This window comes from Kitasatospora cathayae, from assembly GCF_027627435.1.
In the GTDB taxonomy this organism is placed as follows: domain Bacteria; phylum Actinomycetota; class Actinomycetes; order Streptomycetales; family Streptomycetaceae; genus Kitasatospora; species Kitasatospora cathayae.
Window position 1 is genome coordinate 1,382,317 of the sequence record NZ_CP115450.1, and the last position, 19,107, is coordinate 1,401,423.

A 19,107-nucleotide genomic window follows, 5' to 3' on the forward strand; every position below is an offset into this window, starting at 1 on the left:
CTCCGCCCCGGCCGTGTGGGACGGCCGGGCGGACACCACCCCGGGGGCAAGGGACAACTCTCAGGCACCAGTCGAAGGACCACACGATGAGCGACACCATGAGCGACACGTCGAGCGACAGATCGAGCGCCCCGACCGGAGAGGACGGCGACGGACTGATCACCCCCGCACTGGTCGACCTCTACCTCGCCCCCGCGGACAAGAACGAGGCCCTGCGCTCGCTCGCGCAGCGGCTGGCCGCCGCGGGCCGGGTCACCGACCTCGACGGCTTCCTCGCCGACATCGCCGCCCGCGAGGCCCAGGCGCCCACCGGCCTGGGCGACGGCATCGGCATCCCGCACTGCCGGTCACCGCACGTCACCCGACCCAGCCTGGCCTTCGGGCGCAGCGCCCGGGGCCTGGACTTCGACGCCCCGGACGGACGGCCCGCGGACCTGGTGTTCATGATCGCGGCCCCGGACGGCGCCGACGACGCCCACCTGGGGATCCTCGCCTCGCTGGCCCGGCGGCTGATGGACCCGGCCTTCACCGGCGCCCTGCGGGCCGCCGAGAGCCCGACGGCGGTGGCGGCCCTGGTCAACGGCGAGGAGAGCCCGACGCCGGAACCGGCCGCCCCCGCGCCGGCGGACGAGGCCGACCCGGAGGCGGAGGCCGACGCCACCCTCCGCCTGGTCGCCGTGACCTCCTGCCCCACCGGCATCGCCCACACGTACCTGGCCGCCCAGGCCCTCGAACTGGCCGCCGCCCGGGCCGGCGCCGTCATCCAGGTGGAGACCCAGGGTTCGGCCGGCTCCACCCCGCTCGCCCCCGAGGTGATCGCCGCCGCCGACGCGGTGATCCTCGCCCATGACCTGGAGGTCCGCGACCGGGCCCGGTTCGCCGGCAAGCCGACCGTGGACGTGGGCGTCAAGGCGGGCGTCAACCGCCCGGACGAGCTCGTCGCCGAGGCCGCCCGCCTGGTCGCCGAGGCCGGCTCCGCCGCCCGCCCGGCCACGACCGCGGCCACGGCCACGGCGAGTACGACCGGAGGCGGCGAGCACTGGGCCCAGCGCCTGCGCCGCTACCTGATGACCGGCGTCAGCTACATGATCCCCTTCGTCGCCGCCGGCGGTCTGCTGATCGCCCTCGGCTTCGCCATCGGCGGCTACCGGATCGCCTCCGCGCCCTCCGTCCTCGGCCACTTCGACTGGTCGTCCTCGGACAGCTGGGCCGCCCTGCTGTTCCAGACCGGCAAGACCTCCTTCGGCTTCCTGGTGCCGGTCCTCTCCGGCTACATCGCCTGGGCGATCGCCGACCGGGCGGCGCTGGCCGCGGGCATCGTCGGCGGCGCGGTCTCGGTCGCGGTCGGCGCCGGGTTCCTCGGCGGCATCGTCTCCGGACTGGCGGCGGGCTTCCTGGTGCTCTGGATGGTGCGCTGGAAGGTCCCGCGGACCATCGCCGGGATCATGCCGGTGGTGGTGATCCCGCTGCTGTCGGTGGCGGCCGTCGGCCTGCTGATGTTCGTCGTGCTCGGCTCCCCGATCGCCTCCGCGATGACCGGCCTGACGAACTGGCTGAACGGGCTCTCCGGCAGCAACGCCGTCCTGCTGGGCGTGCTGCTCGGCGCGATGATGGCCTTCGACCTGGGTGGCCCGCTCAACAAGGTCGCGTACACCTTCGCCGCCGGCGCCCTGACCACGGCAGGCGCCACCCCGGACGCCGGGAGCCTCAAGGTGATGGCCGCGGTGATGGCCGCCGGCATGACCCCGCCGCTGGGCCTGGCCCTGGCCACCGTGGTCCGCCGGCGCCTGTTCACCGCCGAGGAGCGTGAGAACGGCAAGGCCGCCTGGGTGCTCGGCGCCTCCTTCATCACCGAGGGCGCGATCCCGTTCGCCGCCGCCGACCCGCTGCGGGTCATCCCGGCGGGCATCGCGGGCAGCATGACGGCCGGCGGCCTGGTGATGGCCTTCGGCTCCACCCTGCGCGCCCCGCACGGCGGGATCTGGGTGCTCCCGCTGATCGGCAGCCCGTTCCTCTACCTGCTCGCGATCGCCGCCGGCACCCTCGTCACCACCACGGCCGTCGTCCTCCTCAAGGGCCTGCGCAAGCAAGCCCCCGTCGCGTCCCCCGAACCGGCGCCGGCCGCCGCCTGACCCAAAGCACCGCACGGATAATCGAGCACGGATAATCAGTGGTCGGACCGGGTGTCGCCGCACGGCGGCCCCGGTCCCGATCGTGTCCGTACCCGCCCGTGCCTGGAGTGAAGAACCTTGAACGATGTGGAGAACCTGGACTACCCCGTCCTGCTGGCGGCCGCCGAGGCGGCCGCCCGGGCGACCACGGGCCGGGGCCACGTCGCCGACTACATCCCGGCCCTCGCCGAGGCCGACCCGGAGGCCTTCGGCATGGCCGTGGCCACCGTCGACGGTGAGCTGTACGGGGTCGGGGACTGGGAGCAGCCGTTCTCCATCCAGAGCGTCTCCAAGCTGTTCTCGCTCGCCCTGGCCCTGGCCCACAGCAGCGACGGCGGCGAGGCGCTCTGGCGGGGCGTCGGCCGCGAGCCCTCCGGCAACCCGTTCAACTCGCTGGTGCAGTTGGAGACCGAGCACGGCATCCCGCGCAACCCCTTCATCAACGCGGGCGCCCTGGTGGTCACCGACCGCCTGCACTCCCTGACCGGCGACGCCTCCGGCGCGGTCCGGGAGTTCCTGCGCCGCGAGTCCGGCAACCCACTGCTGGACACCGACCCGGTGGTCGCCGCCTCCGAGGCCGAGCACGGCCACCGCAACGCCGCGCTCGCCCACTTCATCGCCAGCCACGGCAACCTGCAGAACCCGGTCGAGACCGTGCTCGAGCACTACTACGCCCACTGCGCGGTCGCCGCCAGCTGCCGCGACCTGGTGCTGGCCGGCGCCTTCCTGGCCCGCTACGGCGTCCGCACCGACGGCACCCGTCTGATGACCCGCAGCGAGGCCAAGCGCATCAACGCCGTCCTGCTGACCTGCGGCACCTACGACGCCGCGGGCGAGTTCGCCTTCCGGGTCGGCCTGCCCGGCAAGAGCGGCGTCGGGGGCGGCGTCCTCGCGATACTCCCCGGTCGCGCGGCCGTCTGTGCCTGGGGTCCCCGCCTCGACCAGGCCGGCAACTCGGTCGCCGCCGTGACCGCCCTGGACACCCTCACCACCCTCTCGGGCTGCTCGGTGTTCTGACAACGGCGAGGCCCGGTCGCGCCACACATCGCGACCGGGCCCAACCACCCTACGATCCAGCGGACTTACTCCACCGTCACGCTCTTCGCCAGGTTGCGCGGCTTGTCCACGTCCCGGCCGAGCGCGACCGCCGCGTGGTAAGCGAGCAGCTGGAGCGGGATGTTGAGGAGCAGCGGGTCCAACTCGGGCTCGCTCTTGGGCACCAGGACGCAGTGGTCCACGAGCCTGTCCTCCGGCCGCTTGTGCGCGACCGCGATGACCCGGCCGGAGCGGGCCTTGATCTCGCCGAGGGTGGTGAGGTTCTTGTCGAGCAGCTCGTCGTCCGGAACCAGTGCCACAGTGGGCAGTTCGGGGCTGATCAGGGCCAGCGGGCCGTGCTTGAGCTCGCTCGCCGGGTAGGCCTCGGCGTGGACGTAGGAGATCTCCTTGAGCTTCTGCGCGCCCTCCCGGGCCACCGGGTAGCCGCGGACCCGGCCGATGAACATCATGCCGGCCGAGCCGGCGTACTCGGCGGCGAGCTCGGCGATCGCCTCGCTCTGGTCGAGCACCTCGCGGATCTGGTCGGGCAGCGCCTGCAGCGCGGAGACGATCCGGCGGCCGTCGGCGGGCGAGAGGTCGTGGATGCGGCCGAAGTGCAGGGCGAGCAGGGCGAAGGCGACCACGGTGGAGGTGAACGCCTTGGTGGAGGCGACGGAGACCTCGGGTCCGGCGTGCAGGTAGATGCCGCCGTCGCACTCGCGGGCGATCGCGCTGCCCACGGTGTTGACGACGCCGAGCACCCGGCCGCCCTTGCGCTTGATCTCCTGGACCGCGGCGAGCGTGTCGTAGGTCTCGCCGGACTGGCTGACCGCGACGTACAGGGTGTCGGCCTCGATCACCGGGTTGCGGTAGCGGAACTCGGAGGCGGGCTCGCTGTGCGCGGGGACGCGGGCCAGTTCCTCGATCAGCTGGGCGCCCATCTCGCCCGCGTAGTAGGCGGACCCGCAGCCGAGGATCTTCACCCGGCGGATCTCGCGCAGTTCCCGGGCGTCCAGGTTGAGGCCGCCGAGGTGGGCGGTGCTGAAGCGCTCGTCGAGCCGGCCGCTGAGGGTGCGCTCGACCGAGGTGGGCTGCTCGTGGATCTCCTTGAGCAGGTAGTGCTCGTAGCCGCCGGTGTCGAAGGAGTCGATCTCCCAGTCGACGGTGGACGGCTGGCGGTGGGTGGTGCGGGCGTCGGCGGTGAAGGTGCGGAAGCCGTCGGCCCGGACGGTGGCGAGCTCGCCGTCCTCCAGGTGCACCACCTGGCGGGTGTAGCGGACCAGGGCGGAGACGTCGGAGGCGGCGAACATCTCCTTCTCGCCGATGCCGAGGACGATCGGGCTGCCGTTGCGGGCGACCACGATCCGGTCCGGCTGCTCGGAGTCCAGCACGGCGATGCCGTAGGTGCCGACGACCCGGCCGAGCGCGGCGCGGACGGCGTCCTCGAGCTCGACGCCCTCGGTGGCGTGGGCGGCGATCAGGTGGGACAGCACCTCGGTGTCGGTCTCGGAGCGGAACACCGCGCCGTCGGCGGTCAGCTTGGCGCGCAGCTCGTCGGCGTTCTCGATGATGCCGTTGTGGACGACGGCGATCCGCTCGGCGTTGTCCAGGTGCGGGTGGGCGTTGGCGTCGCTGGGGACGCCGTGGGTGGCCCAGCGGGTGTGGCCGATGCCGGTGCCGCCCTTGAAGCGGGCCGGTACGGCGGCGGCGAGGTCGGCGACCCGGCCCTTGACCTTGCGGAGCTTGATCCCGCCGGTGCGCCCGGCGACGGCGACGCCGGCCGAGTCGTAGCCGCGGTACTCGAGCCGGGCCAGTCCCTCCAGCAGGAAGGGGGTCGCGTCCTTGGGGCCGATGTAGGCCACGATTCCGCACATGCGTGGACTCCTCCAGGTATAGGGAACGGACCGGTGCTCAGCCGTAGACGATCCGGCGCAGCTGGCGGGCCGAGAGCTCCGGCGCCGCGACGCGGCGGGCGGCCAGCTCCTCGGCGAGCCGGGCGAAGATCCGTTCGTTGGTCAGACCACGTGCCTGGAGCTCGCCGTGGCGGCGACGGACGTACTCCTCGGTGCTCTCGGAGAAGTACGCCAGCACCTCCGCCACGACCCGCGCCGCCTCCCGGGGCCCGAGCGGGCTGGTCCGGGCGAGGTGGGCGAGGAGGTCTTCGTGAGGGTGGGGTGAGCTCGGCACGAGTGAGCACTCTAGGTCGCGGCCCACGCCGAAGCCAAAGATCTTGCCCGAAATCGGGCAGACTTCGCGAGTTTCAGCGCGGGTGACCAACCGGATGCCCCGCTGCCACCTGCCCTGGAGGCGCGCGAGCACGCCGACGGCCTGGAGGCGACGATCGCCACCGTCCGGGCCCTGCTGGACGACATCGTCCACCGCCAGCTGCACGCGGACGTACCGCTGTGCTCGCTGCTCTCCGGCGGCCTGGTCGCCGCCGACGACTTCCCCCGGGCCGCGAGCGTCGCCGCCATCGCCGGCGCCGGCTCCGCCCCGCGCGAGCGACTCCTCGACGCCGAACTGCTCCGCAAGCTCGACCTGGAGGGCAATCGCCGGGCCCGGTACCGCGAGGCGCTCGCCGAGGTCCCGCACCAGGAGTGCGCCGACCCGCTGGAGCGGCGGATGCGCGAGGGCATGATCACCCGGGAACCATCCCGGCGCGTCGGGGCGTCGGAGCGATGCGGTAGCGTCGCGGACACCTCCCGAATGGCGGGCGAAAACGCGGCCTCCCGCCCCCGTGCCGTCAGGATGGGAGCGAACCGTTCACCTCGATCCGCCGGGGGATCCCGTCATGCAGCCGCGAGTCTTCGCGATTCTCACCGCCCTGCTCCTGGGCGTCCTGGGCCTCGGCTCGGTGGCCGTCACCGACTGGTCGCCCGCGGCGGCCAGCACGACCCCGGCCACCCCGGACGCCCCGAACGCCCCGGGCGGCGGCGCGGGCACCCAGCCGGTCACGGCCGGCGCCTCTCCGACGGGCGACCCGGCGGTGTGGACCCGTTCGACGCTGCGCAACAAGCTGATGGCCGAGATGGACGCCACCGACCCCGGCGTCGCCCTCGCCGACCTCGACAAGATCACCAAGGCGAAGCCGTACACCGTGCGCTTCTGCCACCCGATCGCGCACGAGCTCGGCCACGCGGCGGTCAAGCGCTACCACGAGGACTTCCAGAAGGTCATCTCCTTCCCGCACGAGACCTGCGCGGCCGGCTACCTGCACGGCGCGGTCGAGGAGATGCTCAACGCCTCCGCCCAGCCCGACGTGGACCTGCTCAAGCTGTGCGCCCCCAAGAACACCGGGCCCTGCATCCACGGCGTCGGCCACGGCACGATGTTCGTCGCCAAGCAGGACGTCGCCAAGGCCCGCGACCTGTGCAACAAGTTCACCACCGAGCAGAACCGGATCCGCTGCTCAGAGGGCCTGTTCATGCAGCTCTTCGGCCCGGACGAGGAGGACGAGCAGGCCAAGGCCAACCTGCCCGCCGACAAGCTCGCCCAGGACCCGCTGTACCCGTGCAAGGACCAACCGTCGCTGTTCCAGTCCGCCTGCTACTTCTACGCCCCGACCTTCTACCTGTCCTCGCACGACTACCCGAACCACCCCGAGGTCTACGCCGAGGCCCTCAAGTGGTGCCTCAACGGCAAGGCCGCCGGCGGAGCCGTGGACTGCAGCCGCGGCGTCGGCTCCCGGACCATGAAGTACAACCTGGACCGCGAGGACTGGGCCGCCCAGCAGTGCGCCACCGCCGCCGACGGCTGGCAGCGCAAGGCCTGCGCGGAGGGCCTGGTCAGCTACTACACGGTCAACTACACCGACGGCGGCGCGGCCGGGCGGCTCTGCGCGAAGATCACCGACAAGGAGATGCAGGGTTACTGCCGCTCCGCCGGCGGACTGTCCGCCTCGCTGGACTGACCCGCCCGGTCTGGATCCCAGCGTGAGGGCCCGCGCCACACGGCGCGGGCCCGTTTGCGTAGGATCACCCGACCATCGCCTGATCAGGGTGCGCCGAGGAAGCCGCGCCTGGCCCGGTCCCCACCCACGGCCTCCCTGGAGCACGCCATGACCACCGAGGACTTCCGCAGCGCCGCCCACGCGACCGCCGACCTGGTCTCGGACTACCTCGCCGCGCTGCCCGCCCGCCCGGTCTGGCAACCGATGGACGACACCGCCCGGCGGGCCCTGCTCGACGCCCCGCTACCCGCCGAGGGCCGCCCGCTCGGCGAGTTGCTCGCCGCCATCGAGCGGGACGTCCTCCCCCACCCCATGGGCAACGGCAACCCGCGCTTCTTCGGCTGGGTCAACTCCGCCCCCGCCCCCGCCGGGGTGCTCGCCACCCTCGCCGCCGCCGCGATGAACCCCAGCTCGGCCGGCGGCGACCACGCCGACGTCCACCTGGAACGCGCCGTCGTCCGCTGGATCGCCGAACTGGTCGGCTTCCCGCACCCGGCCGGTGGCGGGCTGCTCACCTCCGGCACCTCGATGGCGACCATCGTCTGCCTCGCCGCCGCCCGCAACCGCGCCGCCCGCCGGGCCGGCCACGACCTCCGCGAGGACGGCCTGGCGGGCCTGCCGCCGCTGGTCGGCTACGTCACCGGCGAGACCCACTCCTGCGTCCGCAAGGCCGCCGAACTCCTCGGCCTCGGCAGCAGGCACCTGCGCACCGTCACCACCGGCCCCGACGGACGCCTCGACCCCGCCGAGTTGCGAGCGGCCGTCGAGCGCGACCGCGCCGCCGGACTGCTGCCCTTCCTGGTGGTCGCCTCGGCCGGCACCGTCGGCACCGGCGCGGTGGACGCGTTCGATCCGATCGCCGACCTCTGCGAGGAGCAGGGCCTGTGGCTGCACGTGGACGGCGCGTACGGCGCCTTCGGCCGCCTCGACCCCGCCATCGCCCACCGCTACGCCGGCCTGGAGCGGGCCGACTCGCTCGCCCTCGACCCCCACAAGTGGCTCGGCGTCCCGGTCGACTGCGGCTGCGCGCTGGTCCGCGACACCGACGAACTGCGCGGCACCTTCAGCCTCGTCCCGTCCTACCTGCGCGACGAGGCGGCCGGCGCACTCGGCTGGTTCTCCGAGTACGGCACCGAGCAGACCCGCCCGTTCCGCGCCCTCAAGGTCTGGGCCACCATCGCCCACCGCGGCCGCACCGGCCTCGCCCAGGACATCGCCCAGTGCACCGCACTCGCCCGCCGACTCGGCGAACTCGTCAAGGCCGACGATGAGTTGGAGCTGCTCGCAGAGGTCCAGACCTCCATCGTCGCGTTCCGCCACCGGGCCGTCGGACTGGACGAGACCGGCCTGAACGCCCTCAACCGCGAGCTGCCGGTCGTGGTCCAGCGGCGCGGACGGGTCTTCGTCACCGGCGCCCGCCTCGGCGAGCAGGAGATGCTCCGCGCCTGTCTGCTCAACGCCGCGACCACCGAGCAGGACCTCCACCTGCTGCTCGCCGAGGTCAAGACCGCCGCCCGCGCCCTGCTGTCGTAACACACCGTCGCGGACCTTAACCACCAGGTCACGGTCGGTTCGCGATCAGGAAACACCGGTCGGGCACGGTGGAGGCCATGGAGCACTCGAAGCCTTCCCTGCACCGCGCCCGCCGCTGGCGCCGCGACACAGTCGAGCTCGCCGCCGCCTTCCTCTCCGTCACCGCGGCCGACCTGATCGCGAAGGTCGTCCTCCACGGCTCCGACGGCCCGGTCGTCCTCGTCTCCTCCGCGGTCGCCCTGCTCGCCGCCGCCCTCCTGCACGCCTGGTGGTCCCCCCACGCCCCGCCCCCGACCACCCTCTGGCGGGTGCGCACCACCGCCCTCGCCCACACCCACACCACCCTCGCCGACCACCGGATCACCCTCCTCTCCCTCCACCCCCACCCCACCACCGACGAACTCTTCCTCCGCACCCCCCGCTCCCTGACCCCCGCCGCCCTCACCACCCTGCTCACCACCAGCGGCCACACCCTGGCGGACGCCCCGACCCGGATCGCCTGACCCGCCCGGGCCTCGCCCTTCGCCCACCAGCCAGGTGTCCGGTGGGCTCCCCCCGGTGCGCAGCGCGACAGCGCGGGACACCCCACCCCCGGACCGACCGACCCACCACGCCCTCAAATGGCGGCGGCGGGTGCCTGGTCGGGCACCCGCCGCCGGTCCGCTCCGCAATCGGGGCCTCAGCCCTTGCCGACGGGCCGCACCACGCACACGGCGTTGCCCAGCATGCTGCCGAAGCCCCCGAGCAGGTTGCCGGTCAGGGCCTTGCAGGCGGCCGCCTCCTCAGGGGTCTTGGGGCCGTTGTTGTCGCCGGTGTTGCTGGTGCTGTTGATGCTGGTGTGGGCGGCCGCCGACTGGGCGAGGGCGAGCGGCGCGGCCAGCAGCACGGCGCAACAGGCTGCGGCCAGTGCGGAGTTCTTCATGGACATCGGGGAGCCCCTTCGGATCGGGATGGGTTCGGCGGAGAAGCCGAGCCATCCCTATCCGAAGGGGCTCCCGCGGGCACGGATCCTGCGCCATCCGTGAGCGTGTCCGCGTCAGCCGCCGCAGCGACCTGGCGTCAGGCCGCCCTGCGCCCCACCGCCCGCATGGCGGCGACGAGTTCGAGCACCCCGTGCTCCTTCAGCAGTCCGTAGTGGTCCCCGGCCAGCTCCACCACGGTGGGCGGCTCGGCCGAGTTAGTGCAGCCCGGCCGCCGGCCCGTCCAGGCCGCCGGTCTCCAGGTAGAGCTGGGTCGCGTTCGGCGCGCCGGGCGAGGCGTAGGCGTACTTGGGCAGCAGTCGCTCCTCGCTGTGGAACTGGCCGAACCAGCGCAGCACGCGGCCGAGTTCGGGGAAGCCGAGCAGGCCGAGTTCGCGCCCGAAGGAGTCGGCCGGGCGGGGGGCGAGCAGCGCGGTCAGGTCCTCGCGGGTGACCGGGCCGCCGTCGTGGAAGCGGCAGGTCTTGCGGGCGAACACCTCGCGGCGCTGGGCCTCGCTCTCGCGCCGGCCGGGCAGTTCGATCCCGGCCCGCCCGGCCGGCCGGGCCGGCTCGCGCACGCCGGGGTCGCGGACTCCACCGTCGGCCGCCCGTTGTCCCGGCCGCATGAGGCACCGGTCTGGACCCGTGCCGGAGTCGTCCCGGTGGAAGGCCCGCGCACCCCGGGGCATTCGTGCGTTCACGATCACGTAACCGGCCGGAAGCGCGCCCTCGGTAGCGTCGGCCCCATGACGGCATCCCGCACTCGCCTGGAATTCCTTTGGCACCGGCCCTTCCGGAAGTCGAATCGCAGGTGCGCGGCGCCCGACGGCCAGGCCGCCCGGCTGCCCGCGCTCACCGGCGGCCCGCACCGGCAGGCCCGGCCGCACCCGGCGACGGCCCGGGCCGGGGAGACGGCGGCCCGGGCCGGGGAGACGGTGTCCGGGCTGTCCCTGCCGGCCGGGACCACGCTCGCGGACGGCATCCAGCTGCCGGACGGCACCGAGCTGCTGCTGCGCCCCGCCGGCCCGGCCGACAAGGCGGAGGCCTTGGCGATGCACGGCCGCTGCTCCCCCGCCGCGCTGCGACTGCGCTACCACGGTCCGGTCCGCGACGCCGACCGCTACCTGGACCACCTGCTGGACCCGCGGCACGGCCGCAGCCTGGTCGTGGCCGCCCCGGACGGGCGGGTCCTCGCGCTCGGGCACCTGATGTGGGACGACGAGCAGGCCGAACTGGCCGTGCTGGTCGAGGACGGCTGGCAGCGGCACGGGCTGGGCCTGGCCCTGCTGCGCCGGCTGACCGCGGCGGCCCGGGCGGCCGGGATCGGCACGGTGTACGCGGTGACCCAGGCCGCCAACGCCGGGCTGATCGCCGCGATGCGCCGGCTGGCGGCACCGCTGGACTTCCGCGCCGAGGACGGCACCCTGGTGATCACCGCCACCCTGGCCGCCGGAGCCGCCGCCCCCGCACCCGCCCCGGGCCGCTGATCATTTCTTCACCACATCCTCACCGGATGCCCGGGGAACCCGGGACCGGCGGCGGGGCGTCCCCCCGGGAAACGAAGGTCCCTCCGTACACCGCCGTCCTTGACGAACCGTCAGCGCCCCCGGCGGCCGCGTCGCAGCAGGCGGCGTGGGGTCCGGTTCGTCCGGCCGGGCGACGGAGTCGGTAGGCTGACCCCGTCCCCGCCGCCCGACGGCCCGTTATCCGGCCAGCGGGTGGTGCCGCAGCAAGGAGGAACCACTGAGCATGGCAGGCACCGAATCGGAGCCCACAGGCGCACGCGACGCCTCGCTGCCGGCCCGCGCCAAGATCGCGGTCACGGCCGGCAAGGTCGCCGCCGCCGTGTCCCGCAAGGCCGGTCGCGGAAGCGGCTCGGTGATCGGCGGCAAGGTCGCCCTCAGGCTCGACCCCGATCTGCTCGCCACCCTCGCCGACCACCTCGACGTCGTCCTGGTCAGCGCGACCAACGGCAAGACCACCACCACCCGCCTGATCGCCGAGGCGCTGCGCGCCGCCGGCCCCGTGGTCTCCAACGCCCTGGGCGCCAACATGCCGGCCGGCATCACCTCCGCCCTGGCCGGCGGCACGGACGCCCGCTTCGGCGTGATCGAGGTCGACGAGAAGTACCTGGCGACGGTCGCCCGCGACACCCACCCCAAGGCGATCGCCCTGCTCAACCTCTCCCGCGACCAGCTCGACCGCGCCGCCGAGACCCGCATGATGGCGGAGAAGTGGCGCGAGGGCCTGCAGGACACCGAGGCCGTGGTCATCGCCAACGCCGACGACCCGCTGGTGACCTGGGCCGCCTCCTCCTGCAAGAAGGTGGTCTGGGTGGCCGCCGGACAGGCCTGGAAGGAGGACGCCTGGTCCTGCCCCGCGTGCGGCGGTGTGATGCAGCGCCCGGGCGACGACTGGTTCTGCCAGGAGTGCGGCTTCCGGCGCCCCAACCCGCACTGGGCGCTCCAGGGCACCCACGTGATCGACCCGCAGCGCGGCGCCTGGCCGATCCAGCTGCAGCTGCCCGGCCGGGCCAACCTGGCCAACGCCACCAGCTCGGCCGCCGTCGCCGCCGTGTTCGGCGTCTCCCCGCAGGTCGCGCTGGAGCGGATGCGCTCGGTGACGGCCGTGGCCGGCCGCTACGACGTGGTCCAGTACCAGGGCCGGGACATCCGCCTGCTGCTCGCGAAGAACCCGGCCGGCTGGCTGGAGACCTTCTCGCTGATCGACGGCCCGCCGGCCCCCGTCCTCCTGTCGGTCAACGCCCTCGACGCCGACGGCACCGACACCTCCTGGCTGTGGGACGTCGACTACGAGCGCCTCGCCGGGCACCCGATCTTCGTGATGGGCCAGCGCAAGCTGGACCTGGCCGTCCGCCTCGAGGTCGCCGGGCTGCAGTTCCACGTGGTGGACACCCTGGAGCAGGCCGTCCGGATGGCCCCGCCCGGCCGGATCGAGGCCATCGCCAACTACACCGCCTTCCAGCAGCTGCGGAAGGTCGTGGCCGGCTGATGCCGCGCCCGCACACCAGTCTTTTCGTGACGGAAGGCCTTCGAGGATGAGTGAGAGCAGCCTGCGCGTGGTCTGGGTCTACCCGGACCTGCTCAGCACCTACGGCGACCGCGGCAACGCCCTGGTCGTGGAGCGCCGGGCCCGCCAGCGCCATCTCAACGTGACCCGGATCGACGTGCGGTCCGACCAGGCGATCCCCACCAGCGGGGACATCTACCTGATCGGCGGCGGCGAGGACCGCCCGCAGCGGCTGGCCGCCGAGCGGCTGCGCGCCGACAGCGGCCTGGTGCGGGCCGCCGAGAACGGCGCGATCATCTTCGGCGTCTGCGCCGGTTTCCAGATCATGGGCCACGAGTTCATCAACGACCTCGGCGAGCGCGAGCAGGGCCTGGGCCTGCTGGACGTCTGGACCACCCGCGGTGAGGGCGCCCGCTGCGTCGGCGACGTGCTGGCCGACATCGACCCGCGGCTCGGCCTGCCGCAGCTGACCGGCTTCGAGAACCACCAGGGCGTCACCCACCTCGGCCAGGGCGTCCAGCCGTTCGCGACCGTCACCGTCGGCCGGGGCAACGGCACCGGTGACGGCACCGAGGGCGCCTGGCGGGACACCGTCTTCGGTACGTACATGCACGGCCCGGTGCTGGCCCGCAACCCCGCCGTCGCCGACATGCTGATCCGACTGGCGCTGGACGTCAACGCCCTGCCGCCGGCCGACACCACCTGGTACGACGCGCTGCGCGCCGAGCGCATCGCCGCCACGACGCGCCCCGCGTAGTACGCCCGTACGCCCCGCCCGGGTGCCCGCGATGCGGTCACCCGGCCCGCGGGCGGCCCCGGACGTACGACAATGGGGCTGCCGGCTGCACACCCTCCTCGGCAGCAGGCTCGCAATTCCGCGCGGGGGCGCCGACGGCGCCGCTCCCGCGTCGGCTCCTGCCCGGCCGGACCAGGGGCCGTATGCTCGACCTCGCGGCCGTTTTCGGACGTTCTGTCCGGATCGGCCGGTCCAACACCTCGCGGCCACCTCCCCGCCATCCCGGTGTGGGAGCGCCCCGTCGCGGTGACGGCTCGTCGTCCCAGCCTGTAGTCCGGCCGTTCCTCGGTTCTGCTCGGGAGTTGCAAAGCTAATGCGTATCGGAGTGCTGACCAGCGGCGGTGACTGCCCCGGCCTGAACGCGGTGATCCGTTCCGTGGTGCACCGGGGGGTGGTCGACCACGGCGACGAGATCATCGGGTTCGAGGACGGTTGGCGCGGTTTCCTGGAAGGGCACCACCGCCCCCTGACCCTGGACTCGGTGAGCGGCATCCTGGCCCAGGGCGGCACCATCCTCGGGTCCTCCCGGGTGCAGCCGAGCCACCTGCGGGACGGCGTCGAGCGGGCCAAGAAGTACTGCGCCGACCTCGGCCTGGACGCGGTGATCCCGATCGGCGGCGAGGGCACCCTGAAGGCCGCCAAGCTGATGAGCGACGCGGGCCTGCCGATCGTCGGCGTGCCCAAGACCATCGACAACGACATCGCCGCCACCGACGTGACCTTCGGCTTCGACACCGCCGTCTCGGTCGCCACCGAGGCCCTGGACCGGCTGAAGACCACCGCCGAGTCCCACCAGCGGGTCATGGTGGTCGAGGTCATGGGCCGGCACACCGGCTGGATCGCGCTGAACGCCGGCATGGCGGCCGGCGCCCACGCCATCGTCGTGCCCGAGCGCCCGTTCCACATCGAGAAGCTCACCGCCGTCGTCCGTGAGCGCTTCGACCGGCAGAAGAAGTTCGCCATCGTGGTCTGCGCCGAGGGCGCCAAGCCCGAGCCCGGCACCATGCACTGGGAGGAGGGCACCAAGGACATCTACGGCCACGAGCGCTTCACCGGCATCGCCACCCAGCTCTCCCGCGAGCTGGAGCACCGCCTCGGCAAGGAGGCCCGCCCGGTGATCCTCGGCCACACCCAGCGCGGCGGCACCCCGACCGCCTACGACCGGGTGCTCGCCACCCGCTTCGGCTGGCACGCCGTCGAGGCCGTCCACAAGGGCGCCTTCGGGCACATCACCGCGCTGCACGGCACCGACATCAACCTGGTGCCGCTGGCCGAGGCGGTCGCCGAGCTGAAGACCGTCCCGCAGGAGCGCTACGTGGAGGCCGAGACGGTCATCTGACCCTCCCGCCTTCCGTACCGGAGCCCCCGGCCCGCCCGGCCGGGGGCTCCCGCGCATCCGGCGGGCATTCCCGTCGCCCTCCGGTTAGCGTGGGCCGGGGACCCACCGGAAGGACGGCCATGGAGATCCTGGCGTACGGAGTGCAGGCCGACGAACGGCCGCTGCTGGAACGGGCCTTCGCGGGCCGGCACGGACTGCGCTGCCTGGACGTGTTCCTCAACCACGACACCGCTCCGCTCGCCGCCGGCTACCCCGCCGTCAGCAGCAGCGTCAACGCCGTCCTGGAGGCCGAGACCCTCGCCCTGCTGGCCGCCGGGGGCACCAAGCTGATCGCCCAGCGCTCCACCGGCTTCAACAACATCGACCTGGACGCCGCCGCCGAGCTCGGCCTCACCGTCGCCCGGGTCTCCCACTACAGCCCGTACTCGGTCGCCGAACACGCCTGGGCGCTCGCCCTCGCCGTCAACCGCCGCCTCACCCGCGCCGCCACCCGCACCCGCGAGTTCGACTTCCGCCTCGACGGGCTGCTCGGGCGGGACGTGCACGGGATGACCGTCGGGGTGATCGGCACCGGCAAGATCGGCGCGTGCTTCACCCGGATCGCGGCCGGCTTCGGCACCGAACTGCTCGGCTGGGACCTCACACCGAACCCGGCCTGCCTCGAACTCGGCATGCGCTACACCGAGTTGCCCGAACTCCTGACCCGCGCCGACCTGGTGAGCCTGCACGTCCCGCTGGTGCCGGCCACCCACCACCTGATCGACACCGCCGCGCTGGCCCGGATGAAGGACGACGCGATCCTCGTCAACTCCAGCCGCGGCGGCCTGATCGACAGCGCCGCCCTGGTCGAGACCCTGCGCGCCGGGCGGCTGTCCGGCGTCGGCCTCGACGTCTACGAGGAGGAGACCGGCGTCTTCTTCACCGACCGCTCCATCCAGGGCATCACCGACGATGTCCTCGCCCGGCTCGTCACCTTCCCCCAGGTCCTGGTCACCAGCCACCAGGCCTACTTCACCCGCACCGCCGTCGGCCAGATCGTCGACGCCACCGCCCGCAACATCGACGACTTCGCCGCCGGCCGCACCAACGAGAACACCCTCGTACCGAGGAGCTGACCCGGGCGCACCGGCCGCCCGGCGGGGTCTGCTACCGTCCCGCACATGGTCAAGATCGTGCCGTTCACCGGCGGCGAGAAGGAAAGCCTGCACACCGCCCTGGACCGGCACCGCGACGCGGTGCTGTGGAAGGTCCAGGGCCTGGACGACGCGCAGCTGCGGCGGCCGATGACGCCCTCGGGCACGACCCTGCTGGGCCTGGTCAAGCACCTCGGCGGCGCCGAACTCGGCTGGTTCCGCGAGACCTTCGGCCTGGAGACCGGCCCGCTGCCGTTCGACATCGACGCGGACGAGGCCTCCGACATGCGGATCGAGCCGCACGAGTCGACCGCGGACGTGCTGGCCTTCTACGCCCGCGCCCGGGCCGCCGCCGACGAGGCGATCGACCGGCTGGAGCTGGACACCCTGGGCACCTCCTGGTCGGGCCGGACGGTCTCGCTGCGCTGGGTGCTCATCCACATGACCACCGAAACCGCCCGGCACGCCGGGCACATGGACATCCTGCGCGAACTCACCGACGGCGCGACCGGGGACCACGACCGGAGCTGAGCGGTGCCCCGCGCGCAGCGACGGATCGATCACCACGTGCGCGGGGGCGGCGGCCCCAACCACCGCCCCAGCACCGGCCGTTCAATCAGGCCGTGTAGCCGCCGTCCACCGCGAGGGCGGTGCCGGTGACGTAGCGGCCGCCGGGGCCGGCCAGGAAGGCGACGGCGGCGGCGATGTCCTCGGCCTCGCCGAAGCGGTCCAGCGCGGTGAGCGAGCGCTGGAAGCCGGCGGAGTCGCCGTCGGCCGGGTTCATGTCGGTGTCGATCGGGCCGGGGTCGACGACGGTGGCGGTGATCCCGCGCGGCCCGAGTTCCCGGGCCAGGCCCTTGGTCAGCCCGATCAGCGCGGTCTTGGCCGTCGCCTGGAGGACGAAGTTCGCGTCGGGTACCCGCCCGTTGAAGCAGGATCCGATGCTGATGATCCGCCCGCCCTCGCCCATGTGCCGGGCGGCGGCCTGGGCGGCCAGGAACACCGACCGGACGTCGACGGCGAGCACCCGGTCGATCTCCTCGACCGACACCTCGTCGAGCGGCCCGTAGGTGAGGAAGCCCGCGTTGTTCACCAGGACGTCGATCCCGCCCAGCTGCCGGACCGTCTCCTCCACCGCCCGCGCCGCGGCCTCCGGTTCGACCAGGTCGGCTCGGATCGCCACCGCCCGGCCGCCCGCCGCCTCGATCTCCTTGACGACCGTCCGGGCCTGCTCCTCCGCCCGGACGTAGGTCAGCGTCACCGCCGCCCCCTCGGCCGCCAGCCGCTTGGCCACCGCCGCGCCGATCCCCCGGCTGCCGCCGGTCACCAGGGCCACCTTGCCGGTCAGCTCGCTGCTCATCGTTCTTCCCCCTTCAGTGGATGCCGCGTTCGTCGCACCCCGAAGGTAGGACCTGACACGCGTGTCAGATTCAAGCCCTCTCGTACGCGGGCGCCTCCTCCGCCGCCTCCTCCGCCGCCTCCTCCGCCGCCTCCTCCGCCTCCTCCTCCGCCGGCGCGGAGCTCTTCCGCGGGCGCGTCGCGAAGGTCAGCACGGCCAGCCCGGCGAACAGCGCGGCCGCGATCAGCCCGTTGACGTGCAGCCCCGCGGTGAACGCCGAGCGCGCGCCGTGCAGCAGTTCGGCGCCCGGCCCGGCGGGCAGGTGCCGGGCGGCCTCGACCGCTCCTGCCAGCGAGTCGGAGCCGCCGCCGGTGCGGTCGCGGTAGACCGCCGCCGCGACGGTGCCGAGCAGGGCGAAGCCGAGCGAGCCGCCGAAGTAGTTGCCGGTCTCCGACATCGAGGCCGCCGAGCCCGCCCGCTCCGGCGGCACCGAGCCGAGGACCAGCCCGGTGCCCAGGGCGAACAGCGGCCCGGTGCCCAGCGCCAGCACCGCGATGCCGGTCATCACCAGCGGCAGCGAGCCCGCGTCCTCGTCCACGCCGACCAGCAGCAGGGCGCCCAGCGCGGAGAGCGCCAGCCCGCCCGCGATCGCGGTCGTCCGCTCCACCCGGCCGGCCAGCCGCGGCGCGGCCATGGTGCCGACCGCGACCGCCAGGCCCATCGGGGCGAACAGCACGGCCGAGGCGAACGGCGAGCGGCCCAGCACGCTCTGCAGGTACTGGGTCACCAGCAGCCCGGTGCCGGCCATCGCCACCCCGGCGAGCACCAGCGAGGCCAGCACCGCCGTGAACGGACGGCTGCGCAGCAGGCGCAGGTCCAACAGCGGTCGCTCCAGCCGCAGTTGCCGCCGGACGAAGAGGTACCCGACGCCGGTGCCCACCAGCAGGGCCGTCACCGGGAGCAGCGGTGCACCCCCGGCCGGCAACTGCTTGACGCCGTACAGCACCAGCAGCACGGCGGCCAGCGACAGTCCGACCCCGGCCGGGTCCAGCCTCCCGGCCGCCACGCTGCGGAACTCCGGCAGCACGGCGGGCCCGGCCGCCACCAGCACCGCCATGGCCGGCACGGCGGCCAGGAACACCGAGCCCCACCAGAAGTGCTGGAGCAGGAACCCGGCCAGCACCGGCCCCAGCGCCCCGCCCGCGAACTGGCAGGTCGCCCAGACCGCGACGGCCCGCCCGCGTTCGCGCTCGTCCCGGAACATGTTGGTGATCAGTGCGAGCGTGGACGGCGCCAGCGTCGCCCCGGCGACGCCCAGCAGGGCCCGTACGACGATCAGCATCAGCGGGTCGACGGCGAACGCCGCGACCACCGACAGCAGCCCGAAGGCCGCCGCGCCGGTGAGCAGCAGGCGCCGGCGGCCGATCCGGTCGCCGAGCGTGCCCATGGTGATGACCAGCCCGGCCACCAGCAGCCCGTAGCTGTCGCTGATCCACAGCTGCTGGACCCCGGAGGCGCCCAGGTCGGCACTCAACTTCGGCAGGGCGAGCAGCAGCGCCGTCATGTCCATCGCGACCAGCAGGGTCGGCAGCATCAGCAGGGCCAGCCCCAGCCGTGCCCGGTTCACTCTCATCTCGGTGACTCCTCCGTCTCGGAAACCGTTCCGCCGAGCGGTCGGAGCGACCGGCGGTTTCTTGACAGGCTGGGCTTCTTGGCACCCGGGCACGGTGCGACGGGACGGAACTCGTGGGAGATTTCTCCGGCGGGGACGTCCAGGGATGTCAAGACGGCGGCGCCGGCTCCGACCGTACGGTCGAGGGGCC

Annotated in this window: 17 protein-coding genes and 1 pseudogene; 12 read left to right on the top strand and 6 right to left on the bottom strand. The window is 73.6% G+C overall.

Features of this window, described 5'->3' with window-relative positions; genetic code table 11:
• The first annotated feature begins 98 nt into the window (after positions 1-98).
• Complete coding sequence (locus O1G21_RS06465; protein WP_270150795.1) at positions 99-2,132, top strand: PTS fructose transporter subunit IIABC; 2,034 nt, start codon at positions 99-101, stop codon at positions 2,130-2,132.
• 135 nt (positions 2,133-2,267) lie between these two features.
• Positions 2,268-3,188 carry a glutaminase gene (locus tag O1G21_RS06470; RefSeq protein WP_270150796.1) on the top strand — a complete coding sequence of 307 codons (921 nt, stop codon included), beginning with the start codon at positions 2,268-2,270 and terminating at the stop codon, positions 3,186-3,188.
• Positions 3,189-3,253: 65 nt separating this feature from the next.
• On the opposite strand, the gene glmS is transcribed toward O1G21_RS06470, so the two are convergent.
• Entirely contained in the window at positions 3,254-5,080 is a 1,827-nt protein-coding gene (glmS, locus tag O1G21_RS06475; protein WP_270141554.1) for a glutamine--fructose-6-phosphate transaminase (isomerizing), read from the bottom strand.
• 37 nt (positions 5,081-5,117) lie between these two features.
• A complete protein-coding gene (locus tag O1G21_RS06480) occupies positions 5,118-5,393 on the bottom strand; it encodes a hypothetical protein (protein WP_270150797.1) in 276 nt (91 codons plus the stop codon).
• Between the two features lie 111 nt (positions 5,394-5,504).
• On the opposite strand from O1G21_RS06480, the pseudogene O1G21_RS41970 reads away from it, so the two are divergent.
• The 4 genes and pseudogenes from O1G21_RS41970 to O1G21_RS06500 all read left to right on the top strand — a co-directional run.
• Positions 5,505-5,693: pseudogene (locus O1G21_RS41970) on the top strand (asparagine synthase-related protein); the annotation flags it as partial.
• 304 nt (positions 5,694-5,997) lie between these two features.
• Positions 5,998-7,116, top strand: a complete 1,119-nt coding sequence (locus O1G21_RS06490; RefSeq protein WP_270141555.1) for a hypothetical protein — start codon at positions 5,998-6,000, stop codon at positions 7,114-7,116.
• A 147-nt stretch (positions 7,117-7,263) separates the two neighbouring features.
• Positions 7,264-8,688 (top strand): pyridoxal phosphate-dependent decarboxylase family protein, encoded by a 1,425-nt coding sequence (locus O1G21_RS06495; RefSeq protein WP_270141556.1) that lies wholly within the window; start codon positions 7,264-7,266, stop codon positions 8,686-8,688.
• 77 nt (positions 8,689-8,765) lie between these two features.
• Positions 8,766-9,191 carry a hypothetical protein gene (locus tag O1G21_RS06500; protein WP_270141558.1) on the top strand — a complete coding sequence of 142 codons (426 nt, stop codon included), beginning with the start codon at positions 8,766-8,768 and terminating at the stop codon, positions 9,189-9,191.
• A gap of 176 nt (positions 9,192-9,367) precedes the next feature.
• Here the strand turns inward: O1G21_RS06500 and O1G21_RS06505 are convergent, their stop codons facing one another.
• Positions 9,368-9,616 (bottom strand): hypothetical protein, encoded by a 249-nt coding sequence (locus O1G21_RS06505; protein ID WP_270141559.1) that lies wholly within the window; start codon positions 9,614-9,616, stop codon positions 9,368-9,370.
• 249 nt (positions 9,617-9,865) lie between these two features.
• On the bottom strand, positions 9,866-10,273 hold the full coding sequence (locus O1G21_RS06510; protein WP_270141560.1) for a hypothetical protein: 408 nt from the start codon (positions 10,271-10,273) through the stop codon (positions 9,866-9,868).
• A 120-nt stretch (positions 10,274-10,393) separates the two neighbouring features.
• On the opposite strand from O1G21_RS06510, the gene O1G21_RS06515 reads away from it, so the two are divergent.
• The 6 genes from O1G21_RS06515 (at position 10,394) to O1G21_RS06540 (ending at position 16,476) form a co-directional block, all read left to right on the top strand.
• Complete coding sequence (locus tag O1G21_RS06515) at positions 10,394-11,134, top strand: GNAT family N-acetyltransferase (RefSeq protein WP_333493426.1); 741 nt, start codon at positions 10,394-10,396, stop codon at positions 11,132-11,134.
• 262 nt (positions 11,135-11,396) lie between these two features.
• Positions 11,397-12,659, top strand: a complete 1,263-nt coding sequence (locus O1G21_RS06520) for a MurT ligase domain-containing protein (protein ID WP_270141562.1) — start codon at positions 11,397-11,399, stop codon at positions 12,657-12,659.
• A 46-nt stretch (positions 12,660-12,705) separates the two neighbouring features.
• On the top strand, positions 12,706-13,434 hold the full coding sequence (locus O1G21_RS06525; protein ID WP_270141563.1) for a type 1 glutamine amidotransferase: 729 nt from the start codon (positions 12,706-12,708) through the stop codon (positions 13,432-13,434).
• 352 nt (positions 13,435-13,786) lie between these two features.
• Entirely contained in the window at positions 13,787-14,812 is a 1,026-nt protein-coding gene (locus O1G21_RS06530; RefSeq protein ID WP_270141564.1) for a 6-phosphofructokinase, read from the top strand.
• Positions 14,813-14,931: 119 nt separating this feature from the next.
• A complete protein-coding gene (locus O1G21_RS06535) occupies positions 14,932-15,927 on the top strand; it encodes a 2-hydroxyacid dehydrogenase (protein ID WP_270141565.1) in 996 nt (331 codons plus the stop codon).
• 45 nt (positions 15,928-15,972) lie between these two features.
• On the top strand, positions 15,973-16,476 hold the full coding sequence (locus O1G21_RS06540) for a DinB family protein (RefSeq protein ID WP_270141567.1): 504 nt from the start codon (positions 15,973-15,975) through the stop codon (positions 16,474-16,476).
• 85 nt (positions 16,477-16,561) lie between these two features.
• Here the strand turns inward: O1G21_RS06540 and O1G21_RS06545 are convergent, their stop codons facing one another.
• Together O1G21_RS06545 and O1G21_RS06550 are read right to left on the bottom strand one after the other, a co-directional pair.
• Entirely contained in the window at positions 16,562-17,305 is a 744-nt protein-coding gene (locus tag O1G21_RS06545; RefSeq protein ID WP_270141569.1) for a 3-oxoacyl-ACP reductase family protein, read from the bottom strand.
• Between the two features lie 70 nt (positions 17,306-17,375).
• Positions 17,376-18,917, bottom strand: a complete 1,542-nt coding sequence (locus O1G21_RS06550) for an MFS transporter (RefSeq protein WP_270141571.1) — start codon at positions 18,915-18,917, stop codon at positions 17,376-17,378.
• Between the last annotated feature and the right edge of the window lie 190 nt (positions 18,918-19,107).

Coding starts and splice junctions, on each gene's coding strand:
- O1G21_RS06490 (WP_270141555.1), top strand. CDS start 5,998: ATGCAGCCGCGAGTCTTCGCGATTCTCACCGCCCTGCTCCTGGGCGTC.
- O1G21_RS06540 (WP_270141567.1), top strand. CDS start 15,973: ATGGTCAAGATCGTGCCGTTCACCGGCGGCGAGAAGGAAAGCCTGCAC.
- glmS (WP_270141554.1), bottom strand. CDS start 5,080: ATGTGCGGAATCGTGGCCTACATCGGCCCCAAGGACGCGACCCCCTTC.
- O1G21_RS06465 (WP_270150795.1), top strand. CDS start 99: ATGAGCGACACGTCGAGCGACAGATCGAGCGCCCCGACCGGAGAGGAC.
- O1G21_RS06495 (WP_270141556.1), top strand. CDS start 7,264: ATGACCACCGAGGACTTCCGCAGCGCCGCCCACGCGACCGCCGACCTG.
- O1G21_RS06525 (WP_270141563.1), top strand. CDS start 12,706: ATGAGTGAGAGCAGCCTGCGCGTGGTCTGGGTCTACCCGGACCTGCTC.
- O1G21_RS06505 (WP_270141559.1), bottom strand. CDS start 9,616: ATGTCCATGAAGAACTCCGCACTGGCCGCAGCCTGTTGCGCCGTGCTG.
- O1G21_RS06515 (WP_333493426.1), top strand. CDS start 10,394: ATGACGGCATCCCGCACTCGCCTGGAATTCCTTTGGCACCGGCCCTTC.
- O1G21_RS06500 (WP_270141558.1), top strand. CDS start 8,766: ATGGAGCACTCGAAGCCTTCCCTGCACCGCGCCCGCCGCTGGCGCCGC.
- O1G21_RS06510 (WP_270141560.1), bottom strand. CDS start 10,273: ATGCGGCCGGGACAACGGGCGGCCGACGGTGGAGTCCGCGACCCCGGC.
- O1G21_RS06520 (WP_270141562.1), top strand. CDS start 11,397: ATGGCAGGCACCGAATCGGAGCCCACAGGCGCACGCGACGCCTCGCTG.
- O1G21_RS06535 (WP_270141565.1), top strand. CDS start 14,932: ATGGAGATCCTGGCGTACGGAGTGCAGGCCGACGAACGGCCGCTGCTG.
- O1G21_RS06550 (WP_270141571.1), bottom strand. CDS start 18,917: ATGAGAGTGAACCGGGCACGGCTGGGGCTGGCCCTGCTGATGCTGCCG.
- O1G21_RS06530 (WP_270141564.1), top strand. CDS start 13,787: ATGCGTATCGGAGTGCTGACCAGCGGCGGTGACTGCCCCGGCCTGAAC.
- O1G21_RS06545 (WP_270141569.1), bottom strand. CDS start 17,305: ATGAGCAGCGAGCTGACCGGCAAGGTGGCCCTGGTGACCGGCGGCAGC.